This window comes from Streptomyces sp. ISL-66 (assembly GCF_018614135.1).
Taxonomy (GTDB): domain Bacteria; phylum Actinomycetota; class Actinomycetes; order Streptomycetales; family Streptomycetaceae; genus Streptomyces.
Window position 1 is genome coordinate 1 of the sequence record NZ_JAGGOW010000067.1, and the last position, 26,055, is coordinate 26,055.

The following is a 26,055-nucleotide window of genomic DNA, read 5'->3' on the forward strand; positions in this document are numbered from 1 at the left end:
GCGCCACGCCGGCCGCACCCGCCCAAGGCCGCGCCCGCCCGCTCCGGCCGGCAACCGGCCCCGCCGCCCCGCCTGGACGAGTTGTGCGCGGCGGCCGAAGGCTCCGTGCCGGCTTCCATCGTGGACCTGTGCCTGCGCCAATACGGCCGCTGACCTGCCCTGACACCCGAATACTCTGGTCGGGCTTGACCCTCACACCGTGTCAGGGCCTGCACTGGAAGGCGTCATGTTCACCATCGGAGACTTCGCCAAGCACGGCCGGGTATCGGTCCGCATGCTGCGTCACTACGACGCCCTCGGACTGCTCCGCCCGGCCCGTGTCGACCCCGCCAGCGGCTACCGCTACTACGAGGCCGGGCAACTCGCCCGCCTCAACCGTGTCATCGCGCTCAAGGAGCTCGGCTTCAGCCTGGACCAGGTGGGCTCGATCATCGACGAGCTCGTGGGCTCGGAGGAGCTGCGCGGCATGCTGCGGCTGCGGCGGGCGGAGCTGGAGTCGGCCATGGCCGCCGCGGCGGCCCGGCTGACCCAGGTCGAGACGAGGCTCCGGATCATCGAGAACGAGGGAACCATGTCTTCCATCGACATCGTCGTGAAGAGCCTTCCGCCCGTACGCCTCGCCGAGCTGAGCGGGATCGCCGGCAGTTACGAGCCGCAGGACATCAGCCCGGTCATCGGCCCGCTGTACGACGAGCTGTGCCGCCGCGTCGAGAGCGCCGGAGTGACGCCGACCGCCCCGGGCATCGCGTACTACGAGGACGCCGGGGACGCGGCGCGCCCGGGTGCCGTCCTGGTCCACGCCGGGCTGCCGGTGGCCGCCCCGGTGCGGGCCGAGGACCTCGGGGGCGACGTACGGATCGTCGTGCTGCCCGCCGTCAAACGGGCCGCGACGGTCGTGCACCGGGGCTCGATGGACGGCGTGCTGCCGACCGCGCAGGCCCTGGCCCAGTGGATCGATGCGAACGGGGAGCGCTCCAGCGGGTACGCGCGCGAGCTGACCCTGGCCTGCCCGGAGGACCGCGACCAGTGGGTCACGGAGCTCCAGGAACCGCTCGGCGCCTGACTGTCCGTCGTCGGCCTGGCTCCGCCGGGGGGCACTCCCCCGGCGGAGCTCCTATGATCTCGACTCCTCCGGGCCCGAGGCCGTACGCGATCTGCTGTGGCGGCGGGCCGACACCGTGGTGTGGCCGGGGGACGCCGCCGCCTGGCTGCGGGCTCAGCGGCCCGCCGGGCGACGGCCGCAGACGTAGGCGCAGCCCCGTACGGTGTCGCGGACCGTGCCCCGCACGGTGCCGCGGACCGCGCCGCGGCGGGCCGTACGCAGCCGCCTCATCGTGACGTGGCCGCGCCGACGCCATTCGGCCGGAGACAGCCCGGCGCGCTGGCCGCCGCCCGCGATCAGGGCGTTGACGGGGGCGTGCGGGTCGGCGGCGAGCCCCTTGGCCACCAGGACGCCGACCACGAGCGGAACCAGAGCCACGGCCAGCGCCGCACCCGCGGTGGTCACGTGCTGCTGCACGCGCGGGCGGTTCACAGGCCGGTGGGCGGCGGCGGCGGTTGCGTCGGCGAGGACGGCGTCGGAGGGCATGACCCCATCTGATCACCGGGAGCTCGCCGGGGAATCGGGGTGGATACTCAGGCCGTTGGGTGTGACGTACTCAGATGTGTACCGGTGGGCCGGCGGACCGGTGGGCCGGCGGACCGGCGGACCGGCCCGCCGGACGAGGGGGCAGCGGCAGTGACCACACCGGGGCAGGGCTTCGAACCGGCGGGCGGCGACGGCCCGGCGCCGCCCGAAGCGGGACGGGCGGCGCAGCTCCGTACCGCGTACGAGGGCCTGTTGCAGATCCGCCGCCTGGTCAACGGACCGGCCGGCGCCGCGGTTCCCGCCCCCTGGGAGCTGCGCCTGATGCCGCGCGCGGTGGCCCTCGTACTGGAGGCTTCGGGTTTCCCCGCGTCGGCGCAGGATCCGCAGGGGTCGCGCACCCGGACCGGCTACCGGGTGGCCGCGTCCGGTGAGGGGCGGGTCGAGGTGACCTGGCTGGGCCCGCCGGGCGGCGGCGCGGCCGAGGAGGAACAGGAACGCCTGACGGCCTGCTCGGCCGCGCTCGAACCCCTCGGCTGGGTCTGCCTCCTGTACCGCGGCCCCCGCCGCCGCCGCTTCCTCGAAGTGGAACCCCCCACGAGCTCCTGACGACCCGCCGGAGGCCGTCCGATGCCGTCCGATGCCGTCGGCTACGGCGCGCCGAAGGTCAGCGTGAGCCGCGGTGTCCCCTCGTTGGCCTGGGCCCGTGAGGACCAGAGCCACAGGGCGTCCGTGCCCGTGCTGGTCAGCGCCAGGCCGTACGCGGTGCCCAGCGCTCCCGTGACGGCGGCCGTGTTCAGCCCGGCGCCGTGGACCGCCGAACCGTCCGGCACGCCCGCGAAGGCGCCGAGCGCCGGCCCGCCGAGCGCGGGGCGGTTGGCGTAGGTGGTCCCGTCCTGCGTCCACGCCCCGGTGACGGGCACCACCGAGACGGTGTCCGTCGTACCGGCTCCGCTCATCGTGCTGGTCTTCACCTCGAGCGTGGCCGACTTCAGCACGGTGCCCGCGGGAGCGGCGGGCAGGTCGAAGCGCAGGTAGCTCGCGTAGAACGAGGTGCCGCGCACCGCCAGGGAGCTGGAGGTGCCGTAGTTGGTGCCGGGCGCACCGGCGTTGGCGTAGGTGTCCTCGGACGCGGTGACCTGGACGACCGAGTCGGCCGGGGCGGAGGCGAGGGCGAAGTGGTTCTGCACCTGGGCCGCGCTCAGGACGGTCGGGTAGACGGCGGTTTCGTCGAGCCGGCCCGCCCAGAAGTCGCTGGTCGGGCGGTTCGGCCAGCCGCTCAGGTTGTCGCCGCCGGCGTGCCAGTAGCCGGAGAAGTTCTCGTGCGTGGTGACGTTCAGCGTGCCCTTCTGCACGCCGTCCACGTACAGGGTGATGCCGCCCGGTCCCTGGGTCGCCACGACGTGGTGCCAGGCGTCGTCGTTGTAGGCGGCGCTGGTGGTGACGGTGCGGGTGCCTCCGGTGTAGACGCCGAAGGCGAGCCGGCCGTCATTGGTCATGTAGACGTGCTTGTCGTACTGGCTGCTGGTGCGGTCCTGGTTGTTGCCGAAGCCGACGAGCTTGCCGCCCCGCGTGGTGTTCGTCTTGAACCAGGTTTCGACGGAGTAGGTACTGCCCACGTTCTGGCGCTTGTCCCCGTACACCTGGGCGTCCGTGCCGTCGAAGCCGATGGCCGTGCCGGCGCCGGGTACCGCTCCGGGCGACTGGCGCAGGGCGGGGCCGCCCAGGTGCACGCCGCTCTGATTGCCGCCCACCGAGGAGTCGGCGGCGAAGGGCCCTGCCGACTCGTCGTAACGCCAGTACTGCTGGGCCCCGTCGGTGCGGACCTGGTTCGGGTAGGCGTCCACCGAGGTCGGCACGGTCACGTTCGCCGCCCCCGACAGGGCGCTGGTGTTCCCGGCGGCGTCGCTCGCCGTCACCCGGTACGCGTACGACTGGCCGGCGGCGACGGTGGTGTCGGTCCAGGACGCCTGGGGACGCCGGAAGAACAGCGAGTCGGCGGTGACCGTGGCGATCGGGGTGGCCGCCCCGTTGCGGTAGATCTTGTACGTCAGGGCGCTGTCGTCCAGGTCGAGACTGGTGCGCCAGCGGACCTGCGCCTCGCCCGGCTTGAAGCTGACCGCGCTCGCGACGGGCGCGGTGGGCGCGCCGGTGTCCCCGGTGGACGCGAAGCGCGTGAGGCTCTGCTGCGCCGATCCGTTGACGGTGGTGAATTCGCCGCCGACCCAGAGGTATTGCACGCCGGCCTTGGATCCGACGGTCATCACGCGCGGGCCGATGCCCTCGCCGATGCCGTCGTTGGTGTCGGGCGCCCAGCCCAGCTTGTTGGTGCCGGTGGTCGGTTCGGCGAGCAGGTGGTGGCGCTGGCCGTCCGGGTACTCGCCGACGCTGGAGCAGTCGTGCGCGTGCGAGGCGCTGTAGAGCACGTCCTGGTACGGGAGCACGGCCTGGGTGGCGCCGAGGCAGGTGTCGCGCCAACGCTGGCCGAAGTCACTGAGGTTGAGGGCGATGCGGCCGTCGAAGACCCCGCCGCCCGTACCCTCGTTCGCGGTGTAGAAGCCCGTCGCGTCGACAGCCACGTCCTTGACCACCGAATTGGATTCGATGAACCCGGGGTAGGCCTTGGTGAGGGCGCCGCTCACGGCGTCCACGACGGCGAGGGCGTGGGTGGCCGCACCGCCCACGGTGAAGAAGTCTCCGCCCAGGACGACGTGTGCGCCGTCCGGGGTGACCTCGACGGCGCGGCCCGGCTCGTCGGCGTTGGCCGTGAAGGGCTTCAGCGTGCCGTCGGCGGCGTCGACGGCGGCGAAGCGCTCGCGCTGCTGGCCGGCGACGGTGAGGAAGTCGCCGCCCGCGTACACCGTGTCGCCGGTGACGGCGAGGGCCCGGACGGTGGCCGCGAAGGCCGGACGGAAGCCGGTCTTCACGGTGCAGGTCGCCACGTCGATGGCGGCGAGGCTGGAGACCGGCGTGCCGTTGACGGCGCCGAAGTAGCCGCCCGCGTACAGGGTCTGCTTGTCCGGCGAGAGGGTGAGGGCGCGGACGGTGGCGGTGCCGCCGCCCACGGTGAAGGACAGCTTGCAGGAGGTCGGGGCGCCGGTCGCGGCGTCGAGCGTCGCGAAGTTCACCGCCTGCTGTTCGCTGCCGGCGCCGCCCTCGGGCGGGCGCACGGCGGAGAAGGTGCCGCCGACGAAGACCTGGCCGCCCGCCTCGGCGAGGGCCCAGACGATGCCGTTGGGCTGCCACGTGGACAGCGCGTCGGCCGTGAAGGCCACCGGCGGGGTGATGGCCGCCGCCTCTTCGACGAGGCCGAGACCGATGGCCGTGCCGGTGCCGGCCACGGACAGGGCGAGAGCGGCCGCCAGGCCTCTGGATCTACGCATGAACCCCCCAGTTCGATGGTGTGGTGCGTGTACGCGGATCGCGGTGTGGCCGAAAACAGGCGTACGACTGTCCGTGACTCGATCACGGGCGCACCTTAGGGGCAATCTCCGTTGCGTTCATCCCTCTTGACGCATCGGATGCCAAATTGCGCCGTCACCGGGACGGGACGCGCCCCGGGGCCTCCGGCTCCCGCGCGGCGACCGCCCGGCTCCCGCCCCGGGCGGTCGGTCTCGCGAATGCCGCCCCACTCGGGGGCTCGTCCCTCTACCGTGCCCCTGTGTAGGGCGACCGGAGGGCGGAGCGGGATGGACGAAGAAGAAGACGTGCGGCTGGCGGGGATGACCCCGGAGATCTCCCGCCGCACCCTGGCGCTGCTCCGCGGCCTCACCGGGCTGGAACCGCCGGAGCAGGTGCCGGAGGAGGCGATGATCACCGCCGACGAGATCCTCGCCGAGTTCGGCACCGACGGTCTGCGCGTGCTCGTGACGACCCTGGCGTCCTGGGCGACGGCGCAGATCGAGAACGTCGCCGAGCTCAGCAGGCGCAGCCACGAGGCCGTCCTCGACGCGATGGAGCTGGCCTGCCTGGAGGCCGACGCGGAGGGCTGAGGGGGGTCGACAGCGGAGGACTGTGGGGGTCGACAACAGCCCGGCAACCCTCCGGCGCGGCCCTGTCGGGGCGGCGCCGGAGCCCCGGCCAGGGCCCCGTAGGGCTCCCGCCACGGTCGGAGGGGTTTGTTCCGCCAGAAATCGGTTCATCCTCCCCACACCGAAACCTCGGATTCGGCCCTTCGTCGGCGACACTGGGGAGCGGGGGGTCCCGATCGGAGGCCGTCGTGAGCACACCTTCCCCCATTCGTCTCGCTGCCGTGCTGTCCACCGAACACCGTGGACGCCTGATGTCCCACGCCCTTGAGGTCAACATCCGCGAGGGTGCCCGGATCTTCGACGAAGGCACCCGGGCACATTCCTTCTGGATCGTGCGCTCCGGAACCGTGACCCTGCAGATCCCGGGATCCGGCCGCCGGGCAACCCCTATCGAGAGCCTGGGCCCGGGCGAGCTGGTGGGCTGGTCATGGCTGTTCCCGCCGTACGTGTGGCAGCTGAGCGCCGAGGCGATGACGCCGGTCCGCGCGTACGAGTTCGACGCCACGACCGTGCGGATGCTCATGGACGCCGATCCGGCCTTCGGGTCCGCCGTCGGCCACTGGGTGGGCCGGGTCCTCGCGCTCCGGCTGCACCAGACCCGCACCCGCCTCCTCGACCTGTACGCCCCTCGCGCCGCCGCGAGCTGACCGGGGCTGCGAACCGGCGCGCTACCGAGCGTGTTCGGCCGAATCCGCCGACTGCTCCTTCACAGGTCAGCCGCAGGTCAGCCACCGGGCCACCGCTGCGGTCTGCGGTCATGCGTGCGCGTTCGGTGACGAGAAGTAGAGGTGCGAACGGGCGTTCCGCTTCCGCATGGGCAAGACTCCCGTCCGTTATCCGACACAACGACGCAAGGAGTGTTCGACATGCGGTTCATCACCAGGAGCCTGGGGCTTTCGTCCGTCGCCATGGGGCTCGCGGCCCTCACCGCCCTGGCCGGGTCCGGGGCGGCCGGCGCCGCGCCGTCCGGAGCCGATTCCCTCTACGCGCCCTCCGCGCTCGTCCTGAGCGTCACGGACGGCGACGACGCCGCGAGCGGCACCGTGCTGCGCGCGGTCACCCTCGTCTGCGCGCCCCGGGCCGGCGGAACGCACCCGGCCCCGGCCGCCGCCTGTAGCGAGATACGGGCCAACGGACCCGAGCTGGACGCACTCGCCCAGCCCCGCCAGGACTCGGCGTGCACCCGCGAGTGGGCCCCCGTGACGGTCACGGCCGACGGGGTGTGGCAGGGCCGGCACCTGAGCTACTCCTACACCTACGCCAACTCGTGCGGGCTGCGGAACAGCACCGGCGTGCTGTTCGACTTCTGACCGGCCGCCCGGCCTGCCGACGGGCAGGCGGTCGGGCGGTCGCCCGACCGGTTGTCCGGCCGCCCGGCCCCGCCGCCTCGACCCGCCGCGCCGGCCTGGCAGGCCGCCCCCGTCAGCCCAGTTCGAGGCTCGTCACGCCGTACACGCCGGTCAGGTCGACGTCCGGCTCGCGGCCGGTGTACATCCGGGCGGCCTCGAAGGTGGGGGTCAGGCCCAGTCGCGCCGACAGGGCCGTGGCCGCGGGGTGGGCGTCCGGTACGTCCACGGCGACCATCCCGTCCGGGGCGTGCTCCGCCAGCCGGAGCAGCAGGGCCTCCGCGACCGCCGGGGAGGCGGCGTAGAGCGGCCCGATCCGTGAGGCACCGCTGCACGGCCGGATCACTCCGAGCCCCTCGATCCGCCCGTCCCGGACGGCGGCGAGGCCGGTCCGGCCCGGCAGCCCGACCCAGGCGGCCAGGAAGGCATCACGGGGCGCGGGGAAGAACCTGCGGTCGTAGGCGGCGAGTTGCCCGAAGGGCAGGGTGCTCACGTCCACGATCTCCAGCCCGGCCCCCGCGCCGGACCCCGATCCCCGCGCCGGATCGGCGGCGGCGCGCGGCACGCCTTCGTGGCGGACGTTGTTCCAGGCCGAACGGAAGCCGGACTTGCGGTAGTTGTCCTGCTGCTCGACCACTCCGTCCAGTCCGACGAGCCGCCCGTCGAGCCGTTCCATGCCCGGCCGCCACAGCTGGATCCCGTAGCCCCGGCCGCGGACCTCGGGGCGGGCGATGTAGAAGCCGATGAAGCCGAAGCCCGCCCCGTACCGCACCGCCGAGACGCACGCGACGGGCTCCCCGCCGAGCCGGCCGACGAGGAAGCCGCCCGGGTCGGCGACGGCGAACGCGAACCGGTCGGAGTCCCCCGGATTCCAGCCCTCCTCGTCGGCCCAGTCCCGGATCAGCGCCATGTCGGCGGCGCTCGCGCCGTTGATCTCGAATGCCGTCATGTCCGGTGTTGTACCAGAAGCGAAGGGGGCGCACAGCAGGTCCTGTTCAGCCATCACGAGACCCTCAAGTGACGGTCAGGAGGTCGGCGAACGAGGCAGGATCGACCTCCCGGTGCAGGTCACTGACCTGCCCGTCGCCCACTTCGACCACCCGCCAGACCCCGTCCGCGCGCAGCGCGAGGTCGGTGGTGACGAAGGGGCAGCCCAGCGCCCTGACAGCGGCGCCCACCGCGTCGAGGTCCGGCGTCACGACCGCCCCGTACGGGCTGTCGGGGTGGGCGGTCACCAGCCGGGGCTCGCCGTCGCGCCACCAGACCCGTACTTCGGTGGCCGTGTCCGCGGCCACGGTGAAGTCCTCGAAGGCGCGCAGCACCACCCCGCCGGTGAGGTCGTCGCCCTGGAGTTCCACGAAGCGGCCCACCACCCGCTGCACGGCGGCCCGGTCGGCGAGATCGGGGAGGTGACAGGCCTCGGCCCACTCGTGCTTGCGGGACTTGACGTAGTCCTTGACGATGCCGGAGCGGGACGGCAGCGCCTCGGCGAGTTCCGCCAGGCGGGCCGGGTCAGGGGTCCGCCCCGGGGCCGTCGGCAGCCAGCCGGTGGCCGGGGTCAGCTCGGCGAAGGCCTCGTACCAGCCGGGGAGTTCGTGGGCGCCGCGGTACGCATCGGGGCTCACCCGGAGTTCACCACCACGCTCGCGCAGGGCGGCGTCGAGCTCCGCGTACCGCCGGGCCGGGAGCATCCAGCCCCGGTACCACAGGGCGCCCGCCCCCGGCGGGTACCCGGGCCACCGCCCGGCCCGCGTCCCCGGCGAGCAGCGCGTCGTGGTCGATGAGCGCGGTGACGGCGCCGGCGGCGCGCAGCGCCCGGGCCTCGCCGGCGAAGTGGGCATCGGCCCGGCGCTCGTTCAGCGGATCGGAGCAGTACAGGACGGTGGTCGGCATGCTGTCACCCTATGGAGCTCCGCGCGGGGCCGTCGTGCGTTCCCTAGGGGGAAGCCGCTCGTGGCGGCGGGGGCGGGCGCTCACGCACGCCGGCGCCCGGCCTACGCCGCGTCCGCGGCCCGTCGCATCTCGGCCACGTCGAGCTTCTTCATCTTCATCATGGCGGCGGTCGCGCGAGCGGCCCGCTGCGGGTCGGGGTCGGCGATCAGGTCGATGGCCCCGGCCGGGATGACCTGCCAGGACACGCCGAACTTGTCCTTGACCCACCCGCAGGCGGATTCCTCGCCGCCGTCGGAGGTCAGCGTGTCGTAGTAGTAGTCCGCCTCCGCGTCGTCGGCGCAGTGGATCTGGAAGGAGATGGCCTCGCTGAAGTGGAATTGCGGGCCGCCGTTGAGGCCGACGAACTTCTGTCCGTTGATCTCGAACTCGATGACGAGGACCTCGCCCGCCGGGCCGGGCCCCGCCTCGGTGTAGCGGCCGACGCGGCCGAGCTTTCCGTCCTTGAAGACGGACAGGTAGTAGTCGGCGGCGGCTTCCGCGTTGCCGTCGAACCACAGGCACGTGGTGAAACCGTTGCTGCTCATGACTGCCTCCGGCAGGGTGCGCGTACGGGGCGGACGGAAAGGGAAACCGTCCCGTACATACGGACCGGCCCCGGCCCCGAAACTCATCGGTGGGGCCGGGGCCGGTCCGTATCGCACTCGTGTGGGCTACATGCCGAGCATGCGGTCGACGATCCGCTCCGCGGCGCGGCCGTCGTCCAGGTCGCAGAACTCCGCCCGGAACTCGGCGCGTGCCCGCGCGTACCGCGCGCCCACCTCGTCCGCGTCGCGCACGGCTTCGATCAGGCTCGCCGAGTCCCGCAGCAGCGGGCCCGGGGCCTTCTTCTCGAAGTCGAAGGTGAAGCCGCGCAGCGTGTCGCGGTAGTGCTCCAGGTCGTAGGTGAAGAGCAGGATCGGCTTGTCGGTGTGCGCGTAGTCGAAGATCGCGGAGGAGTAGTCCGAGATCAGCACGTCGGCGACGAGCAGCAGGTCGGTCGGGTCGTGCCAGCGGGACACGTCCTTGACGAAGCCGTCGCGGACTCCGTCGCGGAGCTGTTCGTTGACCTTGTGGTGACCGCGGACGAGCAGGACGTGGTCCTCGCCGAGCTCGCGGCGGGCCGCTTCGATGTCGATCCGCAGGTCGAGCCGGTAGCCGGAGGCGAGCGACCAGCCGAGGCGGTTCTCCCGCCACGTGGGCATGTAGAGGACGACCTTCTTACCTTCCGGCAGGCCGAGCCGGCGGCGGATTTCGGTGATCCGCGCCGGGTCGGGCTTCAGGAGCGCGTCCGTGCGCGCGCTGCCGGACTCGATGGTCTCGCCGTCGTAGCCGAGTGCCCGCTTGAGGACCTCAGTGGCGTACGAGCCCGGGGAGGCGAGCAGCGACCACTGGGCGCTGTCGTGCTCCAGCGCCTCCAGCACCTCGGGGCTGGTGTAGTAGTCGTGCATGAAGTCGTGGCCGATCTGCTTCAGCGGCGTACCGTGCCACGTCTGCACGACGGTCTGGCCGGGGCGGCGCCTGAAGGCCATCGGCACGCTGTCGTTGACCACGTAGTACCGGGCGCGCGCGAGCACGTCCCAGGACTCCAGGCTGTCGTACTGGACCGCGCGGGCGGTCGGGGGGACCTCGGCGCGGCCGTCGCGCACCAGCCAGACGTGCTCCAGCTTCTCGCCGCGCCGCACGAGCTCCTCGTGGATGGCGCGGGGCGAGTCGCCGGCGCCGTTCCCCTGGAAGGAGTCGTAGACGACGAGGTCCTTGACCGGCAGGGCTCTCTGCGCCGGGTACGTCACGTCGCGGGCGACGCGCTGCGCGTAGTGCGAGCGGTCGTGCGGGCTGATCAGCGGGTCGGCGATCAGCGCCAGGCGGTCGTAGAGCCGGGCTTCGACCCGTATGCGGCGGCCCCGCGCCGTGAGGGCCTGGGGTCCCGCGTGCAGGGCGGTGGGCGCGAACTGCACCGGGGCGCCGCGGTCGACGCCGAGCAGACCCGCGGTGACTCCGCCCCGGGAGACCGGCCGCATCGAGGGCCACCAGCGGCCCTGCGGGAGGGGGGTGTGGCCGGCGTAGGACTCGGCGGGCACCGGCTCGAAGGAGGCTTCGAAGCGGTCGCCGTCCCGGGTGACGGGGTAGCTGAACTCGACTCCGTGCGCATCGTGCAGGACCAGTTCGCAGGGCTCGTCCACGGGCGCGACGAACCGGCCCCGCAGGGTCAGCCTGCCGTCCTTCGCCTCGACCGCGTCGACCAGCGGCGGGGACGGCTGCACGGAGAGGGTGAGGTGTCCGGTGTTGCCGCGCTTGGCGAAGAGGAAGCGGTCGCTCTCTTCGCCGGGCAGGGGTACGACCAGTCCGGCGAAACCGGCGCGCTCGTCGTGGGCCAGCCGCTGCTCGGTGCCGTCGGCGCCGGTCACGGACAGGCTCCACGGCTCGGGGGTCCACTCGCCGGGCTCGCGGGGGGCGTCGGGGACGGCGGCCAGTTCGGCCAGCGGGACGCGTGCGGTGAAGGGGATCCGGCCGCCGGCGACGGCGGCGGAGGTCTCCAGCGGGTAGGTGAGCACGGCCCCGGTGGAGACGTGCTGCGCGCGCAGGGCGCCGCCCGCGCCGACCTCGGCTGCGAGCTCGCCCACCACCTCGACGGCGTCGTCACCGGACGCGCGGACGTCCAGGGCGCGGGCGCGGACGATCTCGACCTGGAGGGTGAGGGCGCCGAGGGTGTTCGGAACGATCCGCACGTCGGGGGCCACCCAGTGCGCGGGCGGGTTCTGGCCGCTGTCGTGCTCGCCGCCGCGGAGCCGGGAGCGGTGCAGGCCGCCGGCGCCGGTGACGGCCACCGAGGTGGTCCACACGCCTTCGTTCCACTTGCCGCCCGTCTGGAAGGAGGTGGGGTCGACGACGGCGGTGAAGCCGGCCCAGTCGGCGTGGCGCAGGGCGAGGTGCGGGGAGTTCACGGTGGCCATCGGGGAGGCGACCGTACGGGTGGTGACGACGGTCCGGCGGCGCTTGCCGCTCTCGCGGAAGATCAGTGCTTTGCGCGAGCCGAGGCGGCTCTCGGCGCCGAGGTGGCCGGGCAGCGCGTAGCCGCGCAGCAGCAGTTTGCCGTCGGTCCACTGGGCCTGCTCCAGGCGGCTGACGACGCGGCGCTCGCGCGGGCCGAGGGTCAGGACCTTGCCGGGGACCGGTGCCTTGAGGAAGGGGTAGTCGGCCTGCGGGCGGGCCAGCCCCTTGACCGGCACGCTGTACGTGAAGTCCTTCTGGTGCTGGAGGAGGCTGATGAACTCCTCGATCCGGCCCTCGCCGGCCAGGTACGCCTTGAGCCGGTCGGCGACGGTGAGGTCGGGCCACGGCCCGGTGCCGATCTCCCGGACGAGTCCGCCGACTTCCTTGGAGAAGGCGGCACGGAAGTCGGGTCCGGCCTCCGCGACGTACTTGTAGATGAGCGGGAGTTCCTCGCTCAGCACGTTGTGGTCGTATTCGCGCAGGTAACGGGCGTACGGGGCGCCCTGCTTGCGCTGGAGCGCCTCGCGCACCAGGCGTACGGACGCCACCCGGTCGATGACCGACACCGGGTCGGTGGAGCGCTGGGTGATGGAGCGCTCGCCGGTCTCGCGGACGCGCCAGTGGTAGACGCATTCGCTGAGGATGTCGACGCTGGTGGCGAAGTAGTGCGCGGGGATGCTGACGGGTGCGTCCTCGTAGAGGATGCCCTCCGGGTACTGGAATGCGTGCTCGTCCCAGAAACTGCGCCGGTAGACCTTGTTCCACGCGGTGCGGTCGGTGACCAGCGCCGGGAACTTGGAGATGTGGGTCTCCAGTTTGGTGTGGGCGAACGCGGCGCGGTGCCCCCAGGACTGCGACATGCCGACGGAGCGGAAGCGCTTGACGTTGCCGGCGGCGAAGTCGGAGCCGGTCTCGTCGAGGGCGTCGATCATCCGCTGGTAGGCGTAGTCCGGCATCGTGTCGTCGCTGTCGACGAAGGCCAGGTACTCCGTACCGGGGGTGATGTGGCGGGCGCCGACGTTGCGGGCGGCGCCGAGGCCGGCGTTCTGCTGGAGGACCACCCGGAACCGCGCGTCACGGTCCGCGAACGCCTGTGCCATGGCCGCACTGTCATCCGTGGATCCGTCGTCGACGAGCACGACTTCAAAGTCATCGAAAGTCTGCGCTGCGATGGACTCCAGGCACTCGTCAAGATAAAGCTCGACGTTGTAGACGGGTACGACGATGCTGAGGCGCGGGGGCATGGGCGGCGAGTTCTCCAGCGTATTAATCTGTTGATGATCAGCTGATTACAGCATCTTACTGCGTAACGAGATGATAAAATCCGGCGTCTCGGACATACGGGAAAAGCCGCCGGGCGGACGGCAATGAGTTCAACCGCCCGCCACCTCGCCGCCACCTGATCAGACTTCGAGTTCCGCTTCGATCTTCCTCAGCTGGTGCCGGGCCATCGCGAGGTTGGCGCGCCCCTTGTCCAGCGCGAGGTAGAGGAAGAGCCCGGCGCCGCCCCGGCCCTTCAGCAGCCGGATCAGGTGGTATTGGCTGCCGAGAGTGATCAGGATGTCCTCGATGTCCTCGTTGAGGTTGAGCATCTCCATCGTGCGGAGCTTGGCGCGCACCACGTCGGTGTTGCCGGCCGCGGCGATCGTGAGGTCCAGATCCTTGCCGCCGCCGATGGTGCCGAGGGCCATGCCGCTGCTGTAGTCCACCAACGCGGCGCCGAGCACGCCCTCGATGCTGGTGGTGGCTTCCTTGAGTGCGGTTTCCACGTTACTCATGGTTCGTTCCTCTTTCTTGTTTCTTGTCCGGCTGTCCCGGGATTCGGTCGGTACGGAGGTACGTGGTCGGGGGGACCGCCGGGCGGTCGGCGGTCCGGGTCGCGCCGCGGTCCGCGGGCCTGTGCTCAGGGGACCCGGCGGCCGAGGCTGTGGTCGATCAGCTCGGCTATGCGCAGGCTGGAGCGCCGGGCCTCCAGGTGGAGGCGGCCCACGTTGACGCGCTGCTCGGCCACCAGCGTGAGGACCGCCGCTTCGCCCGCCGCGTAGGTGGCGACGTAGCCGTGCTCCCCGCGCACGAGCAGCTCGCGGAAGCCGCCCTGACCGGTGCAGTCGCTGAGCCGCTGGGCCACCCCGAGGGCGGCCGCCGTCAGGGCCGCGACGGACTCGGCCTCGGCGGCGGCGCTGTCCTGGGCCAGGACCAGGCCGTCGGCGCTGGCGGCGAGGGCGCCGGTGAGCTGGGGGACGCGGGACCGTAGCCGCCGGAGCTCGGCGAGTATCTCGGCCTCCGCTTCGGCGGGCACCGTGCTCATGTCGGCCTTCCTCCTTTCGGGCTGCCGCCGCTCGGAGCGGTCGGCGCGCAGGACCGGTCGCAGCGGGAGCCTCACAGGCTTGCCTCCAGTGCGTCGCGCAACCGGCGCAGCAGCGCCACGTCCGGGGACTGCGTCTGCGTCATCCAGTCGGGCAGGGCGTGCTCGGGGGCGGGTTCCGCCGCCGTCGGTGCGTACGGGGTCTCGACGAGCCCGGCCGCGGCCAGCCGCCGTACGTCGAGCAGGGTGTGGAACGCCGGCCGGCCCAGCACCCACGCGAGGTCCGCGGGTGTCCGTACGCCGTCGGCGCGGGCCAGCAGGATCCGCTGGCGGGCCGTGACGGTTTGGCCGGGGGCCGCGGCCCGGGGCACGACCGGGGAGGTGTCCAGCAGCGGGTAGGGCCAGACCGCGTCGAGCAGCTCGCGGCGCCGCCGGGTCTCCCGCTCGACGGCGGCCGCCGCGACGGAGCGGACGGTACCGATCCAGTGGGTGGCCCCGCGGCGGAAGCGGGAGGGGCCGCTGCCCGGTGAGAGGGCGAAGAAGGCGGCGTCGAAGATCGCGGCGAGGTGGCAGATCTCCAGCTCGCCGCCCGCCATGCCCCCGCTGTCGACGAGGAAGCGGGCGACCTGGCGGCGGGCGCCGGCCTGGTTCACCGCCTCGGTCCAGCGCTCCGGGGCGAGGCCGCCGCCGGTGGTGAGCAGGACGTCCAGGCCGGGGGTGGCCGGGCTCTCCGCGTGGACGATCCGGCCGTCCTCCAGGAAGAGCGTGCCCCGCTCGCGGAGCAGGGCGCCGGTGGCGCGCTCGGCGGCGAGCCGGGTGAGTAACGGCGAGACGGCAGCCGTCGCGGGGAGGGAATGTGCGGTCATTTGAGCACCAGCCCCTCGGCAAGGGCGCGGAGTCTGTGCCGGGCGAGCGCGAGATTGCCGTCGACCCGGTCGAGCCACAGGTGGAGGAAGACGCTGCTGTCGAAGCTGGTTTCGACGAAGCGGAGCACGTGGTAGCCGGTCCGGGTGGTGACGATCAGATCCTCCACGGGCAGCCCCGCCGCCTCGTCGCCGGAGCCGGCCGGTGGTTCCGCCTGGGCGAAGGACTCGTACTCGGCGGCGGCCCGCGCCAGTTCGGCGGTCTCGGCGGCGGTGGTCTCGTGGTCCCCGACCGGCGACTCCCCCGCGGTGCCGAGGGCCAGGCCACTGCTCCAGTCGACCAGTGCGGCGCCCCTCGCCCCGGGCAGGGCCATGGCTTCGAGCAGGCATTCGTCGATCCCGGGCACGCGGGCTCCCCTCCCGGCCGGACCGGGCGTGGTGCACGGTCGTACAGCGCGACAGAAGGGAACTTACTCAGGTTCCACCGTGCGGAAGGGCGTTCTGGCATTTTCCGCTGGAACATGCGAGTTAACGCGTGACAGCTTGGCCGGAACCCGTCGGAATTTGATCATTGGTTTGGATCATGGGTGCCGGGGATTGCGCGAGGCACGCGTCAGGAGGCGAGCGGAAGATCGTCCGCGAGCCGGAATGCCCCGCCCTCGCGCCGTACGTAGCCTTCGTGGCTCAGGGTGCGCAACAGGTGATAAACGGTGGGCAGGGGAATGCCGGTAATCCGGGCGAGCCTCTTGGCGGTCACGCCGCCCTCCGCGTGCATCGCCTCCACGAGGCGCAACGCCCGCTGTACGGAACCGATGAGGGTCGGTGCGGTGGTGGTGCCGCTGCTGCTGTCCGTGCCGTCCGCGCTGTCCTTGTGTCCGTGGTCGCTGCCCATGAGTAGTCCCCCTGCTTCGGTACGAGGCCTGGAAACCCATCAAAGTCGCTCATCGGCCGCAAAACCAGCGGACTCGCGTAAACCTGAGCATAAGATCAACCTCCCTGTCGGGCCCCCATATCCTGCGCGGACCGCGGATCACAGCTGGTCCGCGTCGGGGAGGGGATCAGTGAACGTGGAAACCATCGGGGAACGCACCGAGGCATCCGGCGGGGCATCCGGCAGCGAAGGGCGCACACCGCAGGGGCGGCAGTGCCCGGAGTGCGGGCACGTCGTCGCCGTGCACGCGCGGTACGTCGACTGGTGCGCGGAATGCGACTGGAACGTGGATCCGGGTGCTCCCGATCCGGACCGGGGCCGCATAGCAACGGTCCGCCGGCGCCTTGCCCGGGCACACGGGGAACAGCTCGCGGCCGGGATCGGCCGGGGCGAGGACGGGCCGGCCGCGCTGGACACCCCGACCGTCCTGGCCTACGGGATCTCCGTGGTGGTGCACGCGGTCACCGCGGCTCTGGTGGTCGTGGCCGGAGTGCTGGTCATCGATGGATGGCACACGGGGATCCAACCGGTGCTCGGCGTGCTGGTCCTGGTGATCGCGGCGGCGCTGCTGCCCCGGCCGGGGCGGCTGCCGAAGCACGCGCCGGTGCTGTACCGGGCGGACGCGCCCCGGCTGTTCGAGCTGATCGACGAGGTCGGGGCCGCCGTCGGGACGTCCGGGGTGCACGCCGTGGTCGTGGAGCCGGTCGCCAATGCGGGGGTCACCACCTACGGCTTCCGGAACCGCCGAGTGATGTACCTGGGGCTCGGGCTGTGGGAGATCCTCTCGCCGCAGGAGCTCGTGGCCCTGCTGGGCCACGAGCTCGGACACTTCGCGAACGGCGACGTGCGCTCCTCGTACCTCACCGGCTGGGCGCTGCACGCCCTCCAGCGCTGGCACCACCTGCTGACCCCGACGCCCCTGCCGCCCCTGGCACCCTTGTGGCACCAGGCGGCGGACCTCCTCCTGCGCGTCCTGGCCTTCCTGCCGCGCTGGGCCGTCTACGGGGTGACCCACCTGCTCGACGGGCTGACGATGAGGGCCTCGCAGCGGGCCGAGTACCGGGCCGACACCGGCGCCGCCCGCGTCGGGTCCACGGAGGCGGCCGTCGCCCTCATGGACCGGATGCTGCTGTGCGAGGCGGTGCAACCCCAGCTGCGGCGCGAGTCGGTGGCGGCGCAGATGCGCGGCGGGGCCCAGGGGCGCGCGCTGCGCGACGCGGCCGAGCGGGGGCTGTGGGAACGGCTCGGCGAGCGGATGGGCTCCGTCCCCGAGAGCGAGTACGAGCGGCTGCGCCGGGTCTCCGCCCGGCGCGGGCACAGCGTCGACGACACCCACCCGCCGACCCACCTGCGCCGCCGCTGCCTGGCCTCGGCCGGCGCGCACCCGGCCCGGGTGGTCTGCGACGCCGCCCGTACGGAGGCGGTCGCGGCCGAACTGGCTCCGGTCCGCGCCGAGCTGGCCCGCCGGGTGATCCGGGACTACGCGCACTGAGGCCGGGGCCGAGGCCGGGGCCGGGCTCGATCCGTCCCTGCCGCGCGGGCGCGGCTCGTGCTCGGCGTCACCGCACTGGACGACGCGGCGGCGTCGCGGCCCTCCCCACCGCCCCCCTCCCCGTGTCACCCTGCCCGTCATGGAGCGGATCATCGAGGAGATACGCGAGGACCTGGACCGCCGGCTCGCGGTGGCGGCGGAGCGGCTCGCCGACCGGGCGCCGGTCGAGGACCCGGCCCACGCCGCCCACGCCTCTTACACCGCCCTGCTCGGCCGGGCCGAACTGTGCGACCGGATCCACCACATCCTCGGTCACGTGGTCGAGGGCCTGGTCCGCGGCTCCCGCGGCCTGCCCGCCGGTCTCGCCGACGCCCGCGCCGACGGTGCGCTCCGCGCCGGGCAGGGGCTGCCGCTCGCCTCCCTGCTGGGGGTCTACCGGCTCTGCGGCCGGCTGCTGTGGCAGACCCTGACCGAGGCCGTCGCCGCCCACGACCGGGCGGCGCTGCCCCGGCTGCTGCCGGGGGCGCCCGCGCTGTGGGAGGTGGTCGACCGGTTGGCGGACGCGGCGGCCGAGTCGTACCACCGGGCCGAGTCCGCGCGCGGGGACCGGGAGCGGGAGCTCGCCGCCGCCCTGCTCGACACCCTGCTCGAAGGCTCCGGTTCGGCCGAGGAGGCCGCCGGGTCGGCGGAGCGGCTCGGGCTGCCGGAGCGCGGCCGGTTCGCGGTGGTCGTCCTCGGACCCGGCGGCGGAGACCTCGCCGGGGCCGGCCTCGGCGGCGCCGGGACAACGACCGGGGCCGAAGCCGAGACCGAAGCCGGCACCGGAGTCCACCCTGCGCCCGGCGCCCCGCGGCTGCTGTGGCGGATCCGCGCCGCCGGGGAGAGCTGCCTCGTGGAGCTGGGCCACCATCCGCTGGAATCCGTACGGGAGTTGCTCGCGCCGCTCGGCGTGCGCGCCGGGGTGAGCCCGGTGGTGGCGTCGCCGGCCGAGCTGGCCGGGGCGCACCGGATGGCCGTCCTCGCCCTGCGCACCGCCGTCGCGGAGGGCCCGCGCACCGCGCTGCTGGACGAGCGGCTGCCGGCGGCACTGGTCGCGGCCGAGCCCGAACTCGCGGCCCGGCTACGCCGGGTGGTGCTCGGGCCGGTGCTGGCGCTGCCGCCGGAGGACCGCCGGGTGCTGCTGAACACCCTGGGGACCTGGCTGACCTGCCAGGGCTCGACGACGTACGCGGCGCAGCGGCTGTACTGCCACCGCAACACCGTCTCCAACCGGCTGCGCCGTCTGGAGCGGCTGACCGGCCGCTCCCTCTCGGATCCGGCCCACGTCGTGGAGCTGGCGCTGGCGCACGCGGCGGTCGTCCAGCGTCCGGCTAGCGCCGTGCCTCCGGCGCCGGCCCCGTCTCCGTCTCCGTCCCCTCCTTCGGGTGCGTCGTCTTCGCGGACTCCAGCAGGAACGGCACGTCGATTACCGCGACCCCGGGCGTGAACAGCAGCCGCGCCTTGAGCCGCAGCGCGTTCTGGTTGTGCAGGGGCTGCTCCCACCAGTGCCCCACCACGTATTCGGGGATCACCACCGACAGCATGTCCGTCCCCTCGGCGGCCGCCTGCTCCTGCACGTAGGCGAGCACCGGCCCGACCACTTCCCGGTAGGGGGAGTGCAGCACCTTCAGCGGGATCCCCGGGTCGTGCTCCGCCCAGGTCTCCCGCAGCCGGTTCGCGTCCTCCTCGTCCGCGGCCACCGAGACCGCGGTGAGGGTGTCGGGCCGCAGCCCCATGGCGAAGCCGAGGGCCTTGAGCGTGGGGGCGTGCACGGCGGCGACGAGAACGACCACGTGATGGCGGGCGGGCTTGCGCGGTTTGACCCCGGGGGCGACGGCGACCTCCCGGGCCACGGTGTCGTAGTGGCGGCGCACGCCCTTCATGCCGAGGAAGAGCAGCGGCATCGCGATGACGACGAGCCAGGCTCCGTGGGTGAACTTGGTGATCAGGACGATGACCAGGACCACGGAGGTCATGACGGCGCCGACGGCGTTGATGGCCCGTCGGCGGTGGATGTGGATCCGCTCCTCCTTCCGGGTCCCGGGCGATGCCAGCTCCTGCTTCCAGTGCCGGACCATGCCGGCCTGCGAGAGGGTGAAGGAGACGAAGACGCCGATGATGTAGAGCTGGATGAGGCGGGTCAGCTGGGCGTCGAAGGTCACGATGAGCGCGATGGCCGCGAGCGCGAGCAGGACGATGCCGTTGGAGTAGACGAGCCGGTCGCCGCGGTTGAAGAGCTGGCGCGGTACGTACCGGTCCTTGGCCAGGATCGAGGCCAGCATCGGGAAGCCGTTGAAGGCGGTGTTCGCGGCGAGGACCAGTACGCCGGCCGTGACGGCCTGGAGCAGGTAGAAGAGGACGTGCCAGTCGCCGAAGGTGGCCCGGCCGATCTGTGCGAGCGCGGTGGACATCGGCGTCCCGGGGGCCAGGCCCAGCTCGGTCGGGTTCGCCGCGACGTGCACCTCGTAGACCATGGCGAGGAGGGTGATCCCGGCGAACATGGTGACGGCGAGCGCGCCCATCGCGGCGAGCGTGGTCGCCGCGTTCTTGCTCTTGGGCTTCTCGAAGGCGGGCACGCCGTTGCTGATGGCCTCGACGCCGGTCAGCGCGGTACAGCCGGAGGCGAAGGCGCGCAGTGCGAGCAGCACCAGCGCGAGGCCGGCGTAGCCGCCGGCTTCGGTGATCGGCAGCTCGGCGGATTCGGCGCGGATGGTGTCGCCGGTCGCGAGGCGGAAGGCGGCCACGGCGAACATGAGGTAGATGACGAGTACGAAGCCGTAGGTGGGGATCGCGAAGATCCGTCCCGACTCCCGTACGCCGCGCAGGTTCATCAGGGTCAGGAGCACGACGAACCCCACCGACAGGCCGACTTCGTGGTCGGTGAGGGAAGGGATGGCCGAAGTGATGGCGGAGACGCCGGAGACCACGGAGACGGCGACCGTCATGACGTAGTCGACGAGCAGCGCGCTCGCGGCGGTGAGGGCCGCGGTCGGGCCGAGGTTCTTGGAGCTGACGATGTAGGCGCCGCCGCCGCCCGGGTAGGCGTAGCAGGTCTGACGGTAGGAGGCGACGACGACCACCAGCAGGAAGATGATCGCCGCGGCCGCGTACCAGGCGAGGTGGAGCAGGGCGACGCCGCCGAGGGCGAGGATCAGCAGGATCTCCTCGGTGGCGTAGGCCACCGAGGAGAGCGGGTCGCTGCAGAAGATGGGGAGTGCGAGCCGTTTGGGCAGCAGGGTCTCGCCCAGACGAGCGGTGTCGAGCGGTTCACCGACCAGCACGCGTTTCGCATTGATACGCCTCATTTAGGCATGATCAGCCAAACCTGTACCGATTCACCCCGTATAGGGCTTGTGTCATGGAGTGAACCGTGTGCCTCCTACATTTTCGCCGCCGCGCTGCGGATCGCCTCGCGGATGCGGAAGTAGGTGCCGCAGCGGCAGATGTTGGCGATCGCGTCGATGTCCTCGTCGGTCGGCGTGCTCGTGCGCTTCAACAGGGCCACCGCCGCCATGATCTGGCCGGGCTGGCAGAAGCCGCACTGTGCGACGTCCTGTTCGAGCCAGGCCTCCTGCACCGGGTGCAGCTCGTCGCCGTTCGCCAGCCCCTCGATGGTGGTCACGGCCTTGCCCGCGCACGCGGAGACCGGGACCACGCACGGGCGGACGTCCACCCCGTCGAGGTGGCTGGTACAGGCCTTGCAGGCGTCCACGCCGCAGCCGTATTTGGGGCCGCGCACGCCCAGCATGTCGCGGAGCACCCACAGCAGGGGCAGATCGTCGGGCGCGTCCACGGTGACGCTCCGCCCGTTGACGGTGAAGGTGTGCGAGGGCACGGCTCGGCTCCTGGACTAGCGGGGGTAGGGGGTGAAGTCGACGTCGAAGTCGAGGGGGAAGCTGCGCGGCTTCGTGCCCGTGGCGCGGGCGTAGGCGTTGGCGATGGCGCCCACGGCGGCCGGCAGGCCCAGCTCACCGGCTCCGCCCGGCTCGGTCCCGGTCGCCGGGAGCACGAAGACCCGTACGTCCCGGGGGGTGTCCCGCTGCCGCGCCCAGCGGAACTGGCTGTAACTGCCCTCCAGCGGGAGCCCCTTGTCCAGGTGCAGGCCGGCCGTGAGCGTGGTGGAGATGGCATCCATCAGACCGCCGATCATCTGGGCCTCCAGACCGCGCGGGTTGACGGGCAGGCCCACGTCCACGGCGATGACGGCCTTGGTGACGCGCACGTGCTCCGGGTCCCGGGTGTCGATCTCGACCAGGCAGGCGGTCCTCGACTTGTACTCCTCGTGGAAGGCGATGCCCTGGGCGCACCCGGCGGGCAGGGCGCGGCCCCAGTCCCCCTCGGTCGCCACCTTGTCGAGCACGGCGCGCTGGGCGGCCGTCTTCAGGAAGGTGCGGCGGAACCGGTACGGGTCCCTGCCCGTCGCGGCGGCCAGTTCGTCGACGACGATCTCCTCGGCGCCCCGGGTGTTCGCCGAGTAAACCGAACGCCAGGAGCCGGTGGGCACCCCGGTCGGGACCTCGGTGAGGACCTGGGTGGTGAGGCCGAAGTGGTACGGGGACTTGACCGTGGTGAGGAACAGCGTCTGGGCGAGGGTGGCGTTGCCGATGCCGAGCGGCAGGCTCGCGGCCGTGGCCGTGATGATCTCGCCGAGGCCGTGCCGGAAGTCGGTCTCGGCGGCGGCGACCCGGTGTTCGAAGCTGAGCACCTCGCCGAGCAGGTGGGTCGCGCGGATCTTGTGGTGGGTGGCTGGGCGCATTCGGCCGTGCCGGGTGTCGTCGACACGGGTCCACATCAGACGGACCGGGCGGCGGCAGGCCTTGGAGATCCGGGCGGCCTCCAGCGCGGCGTCGAAGAAGAGCCGCCGGCCGAAGGAGCCCCCGGCCTGGACCACGTGGACGGTGACCTTGTCGAGCGGCAGGCCGAGGTCGGCGGCTATGGTCTCGCGGGCCACGATCGGGGACTTGAGCCCGGACCAGATCTCGGCGCGGTCCTCGCGCACGTCGGCGACCGCGGAGTTGGTCTCCATCGGCGCGTGGCTGACGAAGGCGAAGTCGAACTCGGCGTCCACGCGCGCGGTGAGCAGCGGCGGCACGACCAGCGGGGCGGTGGCGGCCCGCAGTTCGGCGCGCACCTGGGCGTCGGAGAGCTGGTCGGCGGGGCCCGGGCCCCAAGTGACCTGGAGCGCGGCCTTGGCGTCGAGGGCCTGGCCGAAGGTCTCGGCGACGACGGCGACACCGGTGGCGACGGTGACCACGTGCAGGACGCCGGGCATGGCCCTGACAGCGGCGAGGTTGGCCACGGCACGGACGCCGCCGCCGAGGGTCGGGGGACGGCGGACCACGCAGGGCTTGGCCCCGGGCACGTCGAGGTCGAGGGTGTACCGCTGGGCGCCGGTGACCATCGCGCGGGCGTCGATCCGGCTGGTCGGCTTGCCGACGAGGGTGTGCTTCGCCGGCTGCTTGGGGCTCGCTCCGAGGACCACGAGTGCGGGGTTCGCCGCGGCCGTGGCGAGTGAGCCGTAGCCGGCGGTGCGGCCGTCGGGGGCGCGGACGGCGCCGTTCGCGGTGGTGAGGGAGGAGACCGGGAGGCTCCAGCGGACGGCCGCGGCCGCCACCAGACGGGCGCGGGCGGTGGCGGCGCACTGGCGGACCGGGCCGTAGAGGGAGCGGATGGAGTTGGACGAGCCGGTGAGCTGGTTGAAGAGCAGCTCGGGGCGGGCGTCGTCCAGTTCGATCCGTACGGCGGCCAGCGGCGCGTCGAGCTCCTCCGCGACGAGCATCGCCACGGCGGTGGTGAGGCCCTGGCCGACCTCCTCGCGCGGCAGCCGGAAGCGGACGGTGCCGTCGGCCTCCACGGCGAGCGCGAGCAGGGCGGAGGTGGGAGCGCCCGCGAGGATGAACAGGTCGCCCAGGTCCAGCAGGTCCGCGGGGGCGGGCAGGGTCGGGATCACCGCGTGGGCCGGCTGCGGCGCGATGAGGTCGGCGCCGGCGCGGGTGACGAGGGCGAGGGTCGGCGCGGCGACGAGGTAGGTGAGGAAGGAGCGGCGGCTCTGCCCGTCGGCTCCGCTCCGCCGCCCGTCCGCCGACGCGTGGCCCGGCCCGTCGGTCGGGGCGTGGCCCGGCCCGTCGGTCGGCGCATGGCTCTGCCCGGTCATGTCGTCGTGTCCCCGCCCTGCGCACGGCCCGCTTTCGGCGGGCCTCCCGGCTCGTTACCGACACGTAGAGTAGCGATCGCCGGATGAACGCGGAAGGTCCGGGCGGCGGCGTACCGGCCGGACCGGCCGCCGGGAAGTCTCGTACCCCCTCCGCGCGGCCTCCCTGACCTCGCCCGGACGCCGCCCCGCCAGCCGGCCGCGCTCCCCGTTGTCCTCCGTTCGGGGGCTACGGCTCGTGTGCGAGCACGGCGGGAGTTCCCTTCGCACACCTCGGCCGTACGATCGACCGCTCCGCGCCGAAAGGCCGGTTTCCGGCCGCGGGCGGACGATGGAAAGAGCCCGCAAGAGCAGGCCGGGAACAGCGGACGAGGAGGTGTGCGGCAGTGGCGAAGTACATGGACGTCCACTACGGCATGAACGGCATCACGGCGGAGCAGCTCAAGGCCGCCCACGAGGCCGACCTGGGCATCGAGGCGGAGGAGAGCGTGCACTTCGAGCACGCCTGGGCCGACCCGGCGTCCGGCACGGTCTACTGCCTCTCGGAGGCACCCTCGGCGGACGCGGTCAAGCGCATCCACGACCGCACGGGACACCCCTTCAGCGAGATTCACCCGGTGCCGATCGCCGTGTAACGACCCAAGGGGCGCAAGGGCCGGCGGGTCTCCGGACGGAGGCCCGCCGGTAGCGCTGACCGGATTCGTTCGCACACTCCCGAGGCGTCGGAAGGCCTCAGGCATATGCCTGAAGCAAGTCCTCCACAGATGTTGCCAAACGCCTTACAGGCTGTCGCGGCCTGTGCCACAGTCGTTACCGGCCCTTCCATCAGAACCGGTCCTACCTTTCAGAACTTGGCCGTGCCGCGCCTGTATCGGAGTTCTCATGCCGTCCCACCTGTACGCGGACCCTCCCGCGCAGCCCCCGGAACCAGGGTCGGTGGACGCGCTGATCTCGCAGACCCGACAGCTGCGGGGAGAAGTCGACGCCGTCCGCCGCGACACCGTCGTCGACGACGACGACGCCCAGGGCCGGTGGCAGCGCGCGCTGTGCGATCTCGCCGTGCACCACCTCGACGACATCGGAGAGCACCTCGGCCAGCTGAAGGAAGGCCTGGCGCCGACGGTGCCGGCAACCGTCGGACCGCCGCGGGCCGCCCCGGCTCCCGAAACCGGACCCGCCGGCGCGGAAGCGCAGCAGACCCGGGTCGGCAGCGCCGAATGGAACCTGCTGACCGACGAGGTCAGCTGGTCCGACGAGCTCTTCCAGATCTTCGGCCGCTCCCCCGAGAGCGGCGCGCTCACCCTCGACGAGCTGGGCTCCACCCTGTTCTCCGAAGACCAGCCGTTGTTGACGGCCATGGTCACGGCCTGCCTGGTGGACGGAAAGCCCATAGACGGTGAGTTCCGCATCGTCCGGGCCGACGGCCGCGTCCGGACGCTGCACATGAGGGGCGAGCCGGTGCTCGACTCCGACGGCTGCACGGCCACCATGTGGGCCGTGCTGCGCGACGTGAGCGAACTGCGCCGGAGCCAGCGGGCGGTCCACGAGTCCCGTGACTCGCTGCAGCGCCGGCAGGAGATCGCGCGGACCGAGCGCCGGCTGGCGGTCGAACTACAGGAGGCCGTGCTTCCCCCGTGGCGCGGATCCCTGCGGTCCCCGCACGGCAGCCGGGCCCTGGACATCGCCGCGCACTACCTGCCCTCCGCGACCAGTGCGCTGATCGGCGGCGACTGGTACGACGCGCTCGAACTCCCGGGCGGGCAGTCGCTGCTGACGGTGGGTGACCTGACGGGTCACGGGGTGACCGCCACCTCGGGCATGGCCATGATGCTCGGCGCGCTGCGCGGGATGGCCATGGCCGGCATCGAGCCGGGCCCCCTGATGGGCTGGCTGAACCAGCTCCTCGAAGCCTCCGTACAGCCCGCCCTGGGCTCCGCGGTTTGCTGTCGCTACGATCCCGCGCACCGGATCCTGTCCTGGGCGCAGGCCGGCCACCCCGCCCCGCTGCTCTTCCGCCACGGCCAGGGCCGCTCGCTGCTGCCGCCCGAGGGCGTGCTGCTGGGAGCGACCTCCGGGGCCGCGTACGGACAGGCCGAAGAGCGGCTGGAGGCCGGCGACGTGCTCGTCCTGCACACCGACGGACTGACCCCGCGCAGCATCGAGTTCAGCAAGGCCGACGGAGCCGAGCGGCTGCTGGCGCTCGCCCCGCACTTCTCGGCCGCCCGTTCGGCGCAGGACTGCGTGCGCCTGGTGATCGGGGAGTTCGGCGAGGGCGAGCGCGAGGACGACGCCTGCGTACTGGTGGCCCGGGTCGGCGGTTAGGGCCGGCCTGCAAGGCCGCGCCGAGGCGCGGCCTTGTTCCTCTCCGCGCCGCCGCGCCCTCGCGGCA

21 protein-coding genes and 2 pseudogenes are annotated in these 26,055 nt (G+C 72.8%); 9 read left to right on the plus strand and 14 right to left on the minus strand.

The genetic code is table 11. The features are described from left to right. The first annotated feature begins 226 nt into the window (after positions 1–226). Complete coding sequence (locus J7E97_RS13910; RefSeq protein ID WP_215026629.1) at positions 227–1,063, plus strand: MerR family transcriptional regulator; 837 nt, start codon at positions 227–229, stop codon at positions 1,061–1,063. A gap of 153 nt (positions 1,064–1,216) precedes the next feature. Here J7E97_RS13910 and J7E97_RS13915 read toward each other — a convergent pair whose 3' ends face one another. Then, on the minus strand, positions 1,217–1,588 hold the full coding sequence (locus tag J7E97_RS13915; RefSeq protein WP_215026631.1) for a hypothetical protein: 372 nt from the start codon (positions 1,586–1,588) through the stop codon (positions 1,217–1,219). Between the two features lie 150 nt (positions 1,589–1,738). Here J7E97_RS13915 and J7E97_RS13920 point away from each other — a divergent pair, with 150 nt between their 5' ends. Beyond that, positions 1,739–2,194, plus strand: coding sequence for a hypothetical protein (locus tag J7E97_RS13920; RefSeq protein WP_215026634.1), 456 nt, complete (start codon positions 1,739–1,741; stop codon positions 2,192–2,194). 41 nt (positions 2,195–2,235) lie between these two features. On the opposite strand, the gene J7E97_RS13925 is transcribed toward J7E97_RS13920, so the two are convergent. Beyond that, positions 2,236–4,968: a DNRLRE domain-containing protein gene (locus J7E97_RS13925; RefSeq protein WP_215026637.1), complete on the minus strand. Its 2,733-nt coding sequence runs from the start codon at positions 4,966–4,968 to the stop codon at positions 2,236–2,238. 306 nt (positions 4,969–5,274) lie between these two features. On the opposite strand from J7E97_RS13925, the gene J7E97_RS13930 reads away from it, so the two are divergent. The 3 genes from J7E97_RS13930 to J7E97_RS13940 all read left to right on the plus strand — a co-directional run bounded on the left by J7E97_RS13930 (position 5,275) and on the right by J7E97_RS13940 (position 6,926). Next, positions 5,275–5,577, plus strand: coding sequence for a hypothetical protein (locus tag J7E97_RS13930; protein WP_215026639.1), 303 nt, complete (start codon positions 5,275–5,277; stop codon positions 5,575–5,577). 290 nt (positions 5,578–5,867) lie between these two features. Further along, a complete protein-coding gene (locus J7E97_RS13935) occupies positions 5,868–6,263 on the plus strand; it encodes a Crp/Fnr family transcriptional regulator (protein ID WP_251054467.1) in 396 nt (131 codons plus the stop codon). 219 nt (positions 6,264–6,482) lie between these two features. After that, entirely contained in the window at positions 6,483–6,926 is a 444-nt protein-coding gene (locus tag J7E97_RS13940; protein WP_215026645.1) for a subtilase-type protease inhibitor, read from the plus strand. A 112-nt stretch (positions 6,927–7,038) separates the two neighbouring features. Here the strand turns inward: J7E97_RS13940 and J7E97_RS13945 are convergent, their stop codons facing one another. The 9 genes and pseudogenes from J7E97_RS13945 to J7E97_RS36990 all read right to left on the minus strand — a co-directional run. Beyond that, positions 7,039–7,911, minus strand: coding sequence for a GNAT family N-acetyltransferase (locus J7E97_RS13945; protein ID WP_215026778.1), 873 nt, complete (start codon positions 7,909–7,911; stop codon positions 7,039–7,041). A 64-nt stretch (positions 7,912–7,975) separates the two neighbouring features. After that, positions 7,976–8,855, minus strand: a pseudogene (locus tag J7E97_RS13950) (ATP-grasp domain-containing protein). 101 nt (positions 8,856–8,956) lie between these two features. Continuing rightward, positions 8,957–9,439 carry a VOC family protein gene (locus J7E97_RS13955; protein WP_215026648.1) on the minus strand — a complete coding sequence of 161 codons (483 nt, stop codon included), beginning with the start codon at positions 9,437–9,439 and terminating at the stop codon, positions 8,957–8,959. A 126-nt stretch (positions 9,440–9,565) separates the two neighbouring features. After that, complete coding sequence (locus tag J7E97_RS13960; RefSeq protein WP_215026652.1) at positions 9,566–13,129, minus strand: bifunctional glycosyltransferase family 2 protein/CDP-glycerol:glycerophosphate glycerophosphotransferase; 3,564 nt, start codon at positions 13,127–13,129, stop codon at positions 9,566–9,568. Positions 13,130–13,288: 159 nt separating this feature from the next. Beyond that, a complete protein-coding gene (locus J7E97_RS13965; protein ID WP_215026655.1) occupies positions 13,289–13,663 on the minus strand; it encodes a hypothetical protein in 375 nt (124 codons plus the stop codon). Between the two features lie 125 nt (positions 13,664–13,788). After that, complete coding sequence (locus J7E97_RS13970; protein WP_215026658.1) at positions 13,789–14,193, minus strand: roadblock/LC7 domain-containing protein; 405 nt, start codon at positions 14,191–14,193, stop codon at positions 13,789–13,791. Positions 14,194–14,264: 71 nt separating this feature from the next. After that, the gene (locus J7E97_RS13975; protein WP_215026661.1) at positions 14,265–15,056 is read right to left on the minus strand and encodes a transcriptional regulator; all 792 of its coding nucleotides are present in this window, start codon (positions 15,054–15,056) and stop codon (positions 14,265–14,267) included. Continuing rightward, entirely contained in the window at positions 15,053–15,460 is a 408-nt protein-coding gene (locus J7E97_RS13980) for a hypothetical protein (protein ID WP_215026664.1), read from the minus strand. Before J7E97_RS13980 ends, J7E97_RS13975 begins: the two co-directional genes overlap by 4 nt. A gap of 233 nt (positions 15,461–15,693) precedes the next feature. Further along, positions 15,694–15,828, minus strand: a pseudogene (locus J7E97_RS36990) (helix-turn-helix domain-containing protein); the annotation flags it as partial. A gap of 286 nt (positions 15,829–16,114) precedes the next feature. Here J7E97_RS36990 and J7E97_RS13990 point away from each other — a divergent pair. Continuing rightward, positions 16,115–17,476 carry a M48 family metallopeptidase gene (locus J7E97_RS13990; RefSeq protein WP_308346495.1) on the plus strand — a complete coding sequence of 454 codons (1,362 nt, stop codon included), beginning with the start codon at positions 16,115–16,117 and terminating at the stop codon, positions 17,474–17,476. A gap of 139 nt (positions 17,477–17,615) precedes the next feature. Beyond that, the gene (locus J7E97_RS13995) at positions 17,616–18,962 is read left to right on the plus strand and encodes a CdaR family transcriptional regulator (RefSeq protein ID WP_215026673.1); all 1,347 of its coding nucleotides are present in this window, start codon (positions 17,616–17,618) and stop codon (positions 18,960–18,962) included. Here the strand turns inward: J7E97_RS13995 and J7E97_RS14000 are convergent. The 3 genes from J7E97_RS14000 to J7E97_RS14010 form a co-directional block, all read right to left on the minus strand. After that, positions 18,847–20,820 (minus strand): APC family permease, encoded by a 1,974-nt coding sequence (locus tag J7E97_RS14000; protein ID WP_215026677.1) that lies wholly within the window; start codon positions 20,818–20,820, stop codon positions 18,847–18,849. The genes J7E97_RS13995 and J7E97_RS14000 overlap by 116 nt on opposite strands. 74 nt (positions 20,821–20,894) lie before the next feature. Further along, positions 20,895–21,350, minus strand: coding sequence for a (2Fe-2S)-binding protein (locus J7E97_RS14005; protein ID WP_215026682.1), 456 nt, complete (start codon positions 21,348–21,350; stop codon positions 20,895–20,897). Between the two features lie 15 nt (positions 21,351–21,365). Further along, the gene (locus J7E97_RS14010; protein WP_251054469.1) at positions 21,366–23,669 is read right to left on the minus strand and encodes a xanthine dehydrogenase family protein molybdopterin-binding subunit; all 2,304 of its coding nucleotides are present in this window, start codon (positions 23,667–23,669) and stop codon (positions 21,366–21,368) included. Positions 23,670–24,052: 383 nt separating this feature from the next. Between J7E97_RS14010 and J7E97_RS14015 the strand changes: the two genes are divergently transcribed. Next, complete coding sequence (locus tag J7E97_RS14015) at positions 24,053–24,301, plus strand: SCO4226 family nickel-binding protein (RefSeq protein WP_215026685.1); 249 nt, start codon at positions 24,053–24,055, stop codon at positions 24,299–24,301. Between the two features lie 247 nt (positions 24,302–24,548). Further along, the gene (locus tag J7E97_RS14020) at positions 24,549–25,988 is read left to right on the plus strand and encodes a PP2C family protein-serine/threonine phosphatase (RefSeq protein ID WP_215026687.1); all 1,440 of its coding nucleotides are present in this window, start codon (positions 24,549–24,551) and stop codon (positions 25,986–25,988) included. The last annotated feature ends 67 nt before the right edge of the window (positions 25,989–26,055 follow it).